This window comes from Prevotella sp. P5-92, from assembly GCF_002251245.1.
Lineage (GTDB): Bacteria > Bacteroidota > Bacteroidia > Bacteroidales > Bacteroidaceae > Prevotella.
Map to the genome: position 1 here is coordinate 1 of NZ_NPJG01000072.1, position 7913 is coordinate 7913.

General features: G+C 38.9%; 8 protein-coding genes. 7 read left to right on the plus strand and 1 reads right to left on the minus strand.

The annotated features are described in order from the left end of the window. Window positions 1–510, minus strand: a 510-nt coding sequence (locus CIK99_RS07505; protein ID WP_158215937.1) for a tyrosine-type recombinase/integrase, incomplete at its 3' end; no start/stop codon positions are given. 577 nt (window positions 511–1087) lie between these two features. Between CIK99_RS07505 and CIK99_RS07510 the strand changes: the two genes are divergently transcribed. From CIK99_RS07510 to CIK99_RS07540, 7 genes are read left to right on the plus strand one after another with little or no spacing between them, the layout of a single operon-like run. Then, a complete protein-coding gene (locus CIK99_RS07510) occupies window positions 1088–2542 on the plus strand; it encodes a lipopolysaccharide biosynthesis protein (RefSeq protein WP_094380918.1) in 1455 nt (484 codons plus the stop codon). A 7-nt stretch (window positions 2543–2549) separates the two neighbouring features. Further along, window positions 2550–3599 carry a hypothetical protein gene (locus tag CIK99_RS07515; protein ID WP_144007934.1) on the plus strand — a complete coding sequence of 350 codons (1050 nt, stop codon included), beginning with the start codon at window positions 2550–2552 and terminating at the stop codon, window positions 3597–3599. Then, complete coding sequence (gene rfbF, locus CIK99_RS07520) at window positions 3596–4417, plus strand: glucose-1-phosphate cytidylyltransferase (RefSeq protein WP_094380920.1); 822 nt, start codon at window positions 3596–3598, stop codon at window positions 4415–4417. Before CIK99_RS07515 ends, rfbF begins: the two co-directional genes overlap by 4 nt. Before the next feature lie 10 nt (window positions 4418–4427). After that, the gene (locus tag CIK99_RS07525; protein ID WP_094380921.1) at window positions 4428–4826 is read left to right on the plus strand and encodes a WxcM-like domain-containing protein; all 399 of its coding nucleotides are present in this window, start codon (window positions 4428–4430) and stop codon (window positions 4824–4826) included. Between the two features lie 2 nt (window positions 4827–4828). Further along, window positions 4829–5908, plus strand: a complete 1080-nt coding sequence (rfbG, locus tag CIK99_RS07530) for a CDP-glucose 4,6-dehydratase (RefSeq protein WP_173805333.1) — start codon at window positions 4829–4831, stop codon at window positions 5906–5908. Next, window positions 5905–6795, plus strand: coding sequence for an NAD(P)-dependent oxidoreductase (locus tag CIK99_RS07535; protein WP_094380923.1), 891 nt, complete (start codon window positions 5905–5907; stop codon window positions 6793–6795). Before rfbG ends, CIK99_RS07535 begins: the two co-directional genes overlap by 4 nt. 12 nt (window positions 6796–6807) lie before the next feature. Further along, window positions 6808–7803: a glycosyltransferase family 2 protein gene (locus CIK99_RS07540; protein ID WP_094380924.1), complete on the plus strand. Its 996-nt coding sequence runs from the start codon at window positions 6808–6810 to the stop codon at window positions 7801–7803. Window positions 7804–7913: the final 110 nt, after the last annotated feature.

The window sequence follows — 7913 nt, forward strand, 5'->3', positions numbered from 1 at the left end:
TTTACGCCCCTTGCCTTGGAATACGAACAGCTTCTTTCGGTCAAAGCAGATGTCGTCCCATCTGAGGCGGCATGCCTCGCCGACCCTGAGGGCGCAGTCGTAGATGATGGCAAGCAGGGTCTTGTCGAACAGGGCGCAGTTGCGGATAAGACGGGCAATCTGTTCTTGGGAGAGCACTCGCGGCAACCTCTTCGGCTTGCGCACGGGAGGGAGTACGAGACCTCCAGGTTGCTTAAGCCCCATCACCTTGTAGTAGGCCTGCAGTCCGAATACGGTGTGCTTGAAGAAGGACAGGCTGCAACGGTTTTTGTCCAGGAGTGTCGACAGATAGTAGTCGATGTCCGTCTGTGTGAACTCCTCCGGCAACTTTTTGAAAAACAACACTGCCTGAGCAATTTTCAGGCGATAGTCATAGATACTGCCGTCTGCATACTGTGCCAGACGCAGTTTCTTAGTAAAAAGCGAAATGCGGTCCCTGAATTTGGGAACAGCCGCGATCGCCTTGTCCAATGTTGTATTGGGCATGGTTATTTGTGGTGGAGGGGATTAATGACGGGGTGGTGAAAGAGTCCGTCATCTCCCTTCACCTTTTAGAGAAACGTAAAATAATTGTGAAATATTGTAGTGGAAGGTTATAAGCCGCAGGACTTTAGCTTTTTTCACCGCAGTGAAAAATTAGTGCAACAGAGATTTCATGTGCATGAGGTACAACATTGACTTCGTGAGAGGACTGGAAGTGATGATTTGAAAATCCATCATAAGCTTATCTCATTGGCTGAAAAACAGATATAAATATGAGAATTCAGGACTGCCTTTTAAGAGGTCGTTATACGCTGATGATTAAATGCAATTTTGGAGAATATTTATGATTAGAACCTTTAATAGTTTATTTCAGAAATTTGGGCTTCAGCGACTTTTGTGATGACGATAATTGTCTCTATTTTGCTGATATATGAATGCAAAAAAATGTTTAGTACCCAAATTTCGGACACTTACTATAACCAAGTAGCCATACAGGTAGAACTCTCTCATCGAGAGACCGAAGTTCGATACTGCTGGCTGCTGCAAAAGAATTTTTAATTTAATTATGTCAGAACAATCTTTAAAAGACAAAACAATCAAGGGCACGGCATGGAGTGCCATCGACAATGTCACGCAGATGGGCGTGTCGTTCTTGGTGAGCATCGTCCTTGCCCGTCTGCTCTCGCCTGATGACTATGGCTTATTAGGCATCATCAATATTTTCACAGTAGTGTGTAATGCCATCATCAATGGTGGTTTCAGCACGGCGTTGATACGCAGGAAAAATGTTTCGGACGATGATTACAATACTGCATTTATCGTCAATCTTGGCCTTAGTATAGTATTGTATGCCCTGGTTTTCATGGCCTCGCCATTAATTGCCGATTTCTTCGGGAGAGAGGAGTTGGTTGACCTGACGAGGGTGTCATCGTTCACCATGATAATCGGTGCGCTGGCCATAGTGCAGCAGACAAGACTTACCAAGAGGATTGACTTCAAGACACAGACAAAGATAACCTTGAGTTCCAGCATCGTGAGTGGTATAGTGGGTATTGCCATGGCATTCCTCGGATTCGGCGTATGGGCGTTGGTGGCACAGATGTTGACAGTACAGGTGTTGAAAACGATACAGTTGTGGGGTTATAACCATTGGGTGCCATCATTGCGATTCAACAAGAAAAGTTTTCATGAGCTCTTCGGCTTTGGCTGGAAGATGATGGTGTCTGGCATATTGGATAGCCTGTGGACCCAGTTGTATCAGGTCGTTGTAGGCAAATACTATAATGCGGCTACTTTGGGTCAATATACTCGCGCTAAGCACTTCTCTCAGATGTTATCATCCAACCTGTCAAATGTTATTCAGCGGGTAACCTATCCCGTGTTGAGTGAAATTCAGGATGACAAGGAACGTATGATTGCAGCCTATCGACGTGTCATCAAGATTATGATGTTTCTCACCTTTGCCTTGATGTTCGCATTAGGTGCAGTCTCAGAACCACTATTATATTGCCTGATCGGTGAAAAATGGCATGAGGCAGCCACCTACTTACCATTGATATGTTTTGTAGGCTCTTTCTATCCTTTACATGCCATCAATCTTAATATGCTGATGGTACAAGGGCGTAGCGATTTGTTCCTGAAATTGGAAATCATCAAGAAGATTATCGGTCTCGCTCCTTTGTTTATCGGTGCTTTTGTAGGTATCTTCCCGATGCTCTACACCTCAATATTCACCAGTACCATTTGTTATTTCCTCAATTCCCATTACCCTGGCAAATTGTTAGGCTATACCTCGTGGATGCAGTTGAAAGATATCTCAAAGTCATTCTCCATAACTTTTACTATGGCAGTAATTGTCTATATGATCAAATTTATCCCTATTAGCTATTGGATAATCCTCCCGATACAGATAGTGGTAGGTTTAGGTGTATTTATCCTGCTGTGCAGAATAATAAGGATAGAGGAATATAAGGAGATGTTGAATATGATAAAACCAATGTTGAACAAAATAAAGAAATAGAAATAATATGGAATATCCAAAATTTAAAGTATTTTGTAGGTGCTTCACCTTCAATCATTCAAAGTATATCACTGATGCAATGAATGGCTTTACTATGCAGCAGACAACATTCCCATTTGTCTGTATCATTGTAGACGATGCATCTACAGATGGAGAGCAAGAAGTCATTAAGCAGTATGTAGAAGACAATTTTGATTTTTCAGAAGGTTCAGCCGCTTTTAATAAAGAGACCGATTATGCCCATATAACCTACGCTCAACATAATACGAACAAGAACTGCTATTTCGTAGTGTTGTATCTCAAGGAGAATCATTACTCTCAGCGCAAGTCCAAGATGGGATATCTGAGTGAGTGGCGAGATATGTGTGAGTATGAGGCATTGTGCGAGGGAGATGATTATTGGACTAATGAGAATAAGCTCCAACGACAGTATTCATTTATGACAAAGAATCCTGATTTTTCCTTGTGTTTTCACAAAGTCGAGGTTAAAGCAGAAGAGGGAAGAATTGCAACAGATATATTTGGTTATTTAACAACACGAGATTATTACATATCAGATTGTAATGAGATGTTTAAGAAATGGCTTGTTCCAACGGGCTCAATTATGCATAAGGCATATATATCTGATAAGTTGCCTTCAAATCCGAATTTCAAATATGGCGACAATGTGCTCATAGCAACCTGCCTTAGAGAAGGCCCGATTCATTGCATTGGTGAATCAATGGGGGTGTATAGATTAGTTACAACGGGCTATACAGGAACACATCCAGGCGTAAAATTTGCAATCAACCAAATTCCACACCTAAAGGCCCTTCAGGAAGAATTTGAATTCTATAAATGTCCCACTATTTATAAATATCTGGAAGGTTATTATTTCCAGTATTTGAAATATCTGAAAGACAATGGGAATACCTCTGAATTTGAAGCTCTATATGAAGATTATAAAACATATTTTGACGAAATCGGCATATCTTCATTCAGATTATATTGCATAAAAAAAAATATACGCGGATTTTTGTCTAATATAAAAAAAACAATAAAAAAGGCAGTAAAATGAAAGTAGTATTACTAGCTGGAGGCTTCGGCTCCCGCATTTCTGAAGAATCTCAGTTTAAGCCAAAGCCAATGATTGAGATTGGTGGTATGCCGATACTTTGGCATATCATGAAAGAGTATGCCTATTATGGACATACCGAGTTTATCATCTGTGCAGGATATAAGCAGGAATATATCAAGGAGTGGTTCGCCAACTACTTCCTTCATAATTCTGATGTCACCTTCGACTATCGCAATGGCAAGAACGAGATGACAGTCCACCGGACTAATATGGAACCTTGGAAAGTAACTGTGGTTGATACAGGATACAACACAATGACAGGTGGCCGCATCAAGCGTATCCAGAAATACGTAGGCAATGAAACATTCATGATGACCTACGGAGATGGTGTCTGCGATGTCGAGATAGATAAACTCTTAGAGTTCCATAAAAGTCATGGCAAGCTTGCTACACTCACTGCCGTTAAGATGGCACAAGATAAAGGTGTGCTTGATATCCAAAATGGCGCAGTTAAAGCCTTCCGCGAGAAGAATGTTTCAGATGGTGCACCTATCAATGCCGGGTATATGGTATTGGAGCCACAAGTATTCGACCTTCTCGATGGCGATTCATGTGTTTTCGAAAAGGTGGCTCTAACACAACTTGCCGAACAAGGACAACTTATGTCGTATGTTCATATGGGATTCTGGCAATGTATGGATAATATCCGTGAGAAGAATATGTTAGAGAAACTTCTTGCAGAAAACAAGGCACCATGGAAGAGATGGGAGCGTTCTGTCCCTAGTATTGAAGGAAGGAAAATAACAGGAATTCTTTAAAAATGATAATATGATAGAAAAGGTACAAATAATACCTCGAAGATTAATAATAGATGATCGTGGTTGGTTTTTGAAAGCAATTACGGGAACGGAGGAAGGTATACCCTCACATACAGGAGAGATTTATCTTACTATGGGGAAACCTGGACAGGCAAAAGGTGGTCACTATCATCCAGAGGCTGTTGAATGGTTTACGATTATTGAGGGTTCTGCAATATTAAAGCTTGAAGATATTGAAACTCACGAAAAACAAGAGATAGAGATGTCACTTGAAAAGGCAATAAGTGTTTTCATACCCAATAATGTTGCACATGTCGTAGTCAACAATAGCGAAAGTGACTTTATTCTATTAGCTTATACTGATAAACTGTATGACCCCTCAGATACAATAGCATATAAATTTGAATAATTATGGTAGATATTTTTGATAATTTTTATAAAGGTAAGCGAGTTCTTGTAACGGGACATACCGGTTTCAAGGGTTCTTGGCTCAGCATCTGGCTTCATGAACTTGGAGCTGAGGTAGTCGGTATCGCTCTTGATCCTTTCACCGATAGAGACAACTTTGTCCTGTCAGAGATAGGCAACAAAATTAAAGCTGATATTAGAGCTGATATCCGTGATGGAGAGAAAATTAAACAAATCTTCGCTGAATATCAGCCAGAGATTATCTTCCATCTAGCAGCCCAACCGCTTGTTCGATTCTCATACGACCATCCTGTTGAAACATACGAAGCCAATGTGATGGGTACAATCCATATAATGGAGGCCATACGAGCTACAAAAAGTGTAAAGGTTGGTGTTATGATTACTACCGATAAGTGCTATGACAATAAAGAGCAGATTAGAGGTTATAAGGAAACAGACCCGTTTGGAGGCTATGACCCATATAGTTCATCAAAAGGAGCATGTGAAATAGCTATACAATCTTGGAGACGTTCTTTCTTCAATCCTGAAGACTATGGCAAGAAGCATACTGTCTCACTTGCTAGCGTCAGAGCAGGAAATGTTATTGGAGGCGGTGATTGGGCGCTCGACCGAATTATACCAGATTGCGTAAAAGCACTCGAAGCAGGCAAGCCAATTGATATCCGTTCACCTAAAGCTATCCGACCTTGGGAACATGTTCTTGAACCACTCTCAGGATATATGATGCTTGCACAAAAGATGTGGGACGAACCAACGAAATGGTGTGAAGGCTGGAACTTCGGTCCTGAGTCAGAATCAGTTTCAACAGTGTGGGAAGTAGCAACAGAACTTGTGAATAACTTTGGATATGGAGAGCTAAAAGACTCCTCGGATCCAAATGCCGTTCACGAGGCAAAACTTCTTATGCTTGACATCACAAAGGCTAAGTCCCGATTGGGATGGAAACCACGCATGGACATGAAACAATGCATGTCACTCGTGGTTGATTGGTATAAGCGATATAAAACAGAAAATGTATATAATCTCTGTATTGAGGAGATAAATAATTTTTTAGCAAAATGAAAATAAGTATTCTTGGAACAAATGGATTCCTATCCTCTGCCATTGCAAAATTTGCAAATAAAGAAGGATGGACGTTAATTATGTATGGGCTCGATGAACCTATAGGTCATAAGTACGATACTTTTTATAAGATTAACTTGATGGATTCAAATCTTGACTGTTCATCATTACTTGACTCAAATATTATAATATATGCTATTGGCGCTGGCATACAAGCAAATCTAAAAGAAGGTTTCAACCTTATCTATAACCTAAATGTCACAGTTCCTATTACAATATGTAATAAACTGAAAGAGTTAGATTACAAGGGTTGTTTTGTAACATTTGGTAGCTATTTTGAGATGGGAGAGACAATGGAAACACGTTACTTTACAGAAGAAGATATTCTTACTTCAATTTGTCCCGCTCCAAATGACTATACAGTTAGTAAGCGTATGTTGAGTAAGTTTGTCGCCTCCTACAAGCACAATTTCACTCATTGGCACTTCTATATTCCTACAATTTATGGTGCAGGCGAGAACCCTAAACGTTTGATACCTTATGTAATTAATGCTATACGCAATGGAGAGGAACTCCATTTCACGGCTGGTGATCAAACCCGACAATATGTGCATGTAAGTGAAGTTCCGAGAATGTTAGCATTGGCATATGAAAAGAAGCTTCCTTCAGGACTTTACAACATTGAAGGAAAGGAAACACTTACAGTAAAAGAAATAGTATCATTAATCCATCATGCAATGGGCAAGGAAGTATCGGAAGGTTGCTTTGGGAGTGTTCAAAGAGTTGATGTGGCAATGAAGTATTTAGCACTTGATGGAACGTTATTAAAAAAAACTATTGGATTCGTTGCAAAAAACAGAATTTGTGACATGTTATGGTCATATTAATTTCGATTTTTTATGAGATTATCAATAAATATTCCAACTTACAACCGCTCGTCTTTTTTAAAGAAAAATATTGAGATTATTATTTCTCAGATATGTGAATTAAATAAGAATGATGACATAGAAATTAACATAAGTGACAATGCATCAACAGATACAACACGACAGGTATGCAAGTGCTTAATAGATCAGTATCCACAGATTTGTATTCATTATAAATGTAGTAAATACAATGAAGGTCCTGATGTCAACTTTATTAAAGCGATGAAGATGGCAAAAGGAGAGTATTCTATTTTGTGGGGTGATGATGATTATTTTAAAGATGGAGCTCTTTCATATATATTATCAGAAATAGAAATAGAACCTGAAATAGGAATTTTTGTTTCAAATAGAACAAATATTAATGCTTCTGGAATAGTAAAGGGCGACCAATTCTTTTTTAAAGGATTAACAACGGATTGTATTTTTGACTTTTCAAGCATCTTTGAAGGAAAAACGTACTTCTATCATGCCCAGTCTTTAGGAGGAATACTATGTTTTATTTCATCTGTTGTTTACAAGACATCAATTTTGGAAGAAATCGGAGAGTGGGATAATCGGTTGAATGGAACTTGTTATTCTTTCCACTATTATTGGTGGAAGTATTTATTAAGGGGAAATAAAGTTAAATACCTGCATAAATCATATTTGTTATGTACGACAGAGGGAAGTACAAATAACAATTACGGAAAGGCGCTTGATCGAAAGCTTGTTGATTTTAGAGGTATGAATACTATTGCAACATTATTATTTAAAGACAGTCCTTATTATTATGATTATATATCTTCTCCTTTTAAAGATTTTCCGATGCTCAATATGATTTATATATATTGCATGCAAACTAAAAGGTTTAACAAGGAACTAGTACCATATCTAATCGAAGCTGGATTGTCGGAAGATTCTATTGAAAATATCCAAAAAAGGTTTTCCGTTGTTGGTATAACTAAGTTGTTAATTAGGGAGTGTCGTTAAATTTTAAGATTATTTATAACTATCTATTACTCAATGTGATAGAAATTTTGTACCTTTGTAGATGATAAGAAAAATCCCCCAATCACCCTAGGAAAGTGACAAATTGGGGG

What these genes read in the sequence shown, in the direction of transcription:
- rfbF (WP_094380920.1), top strand. Translation starts at nt 3,596, where the DNA reads ATGAAAGTAGTATTACTAGCTGGAGGCTTCGGCTCCCGCATTTCTGAA.
- CIK99_RS07525 (WP_094380921.1), top strand. Translation starts at nt 4,428, where the DNA reads ATGATAGAAAAGGTACAAATAATACCTCGAAGATTAATAATAGATGAT.
- CIK99_RS07540 (WP_094380924.1), top strand. Translation starts at nt 6,808, where the DNA reads ATGAGATTATCAATAAATATTCCAACTTACAACCGCTCGTCTTTTTTA.
- CIK99_RS07515 (WP_144007934.1), top strand. Translation starts at nt 2,550, where the DNA reads ATGGAATATCCAAAATTTAAAGTATTTTGTAGGTGCTTCACCTTCAAT.
- CIK99_RS07510 (WP_094380918.1), top strand. Translation starts at nt 1,088, where the DNA reads ATGTCAGAACAATCTTTAAAAGACAAAACAATCAAGGGCACGGCATGG.
- rfbG (WP_173805333.1), top strand. Translation starts at nt 4,829, where the DNA reads ATGGTAGATATTTTTGATAATTTTTATAAAGGTAAGCGAGTTCTTGTA.
- CIK99_RS07535 (WP_094380923.1), top strand. Translation starts at nt 5,905, where the DNA reads ATGAAAATAAGTATTCTTGGAACAAATGGATTCCTATCCTCTGCCATT.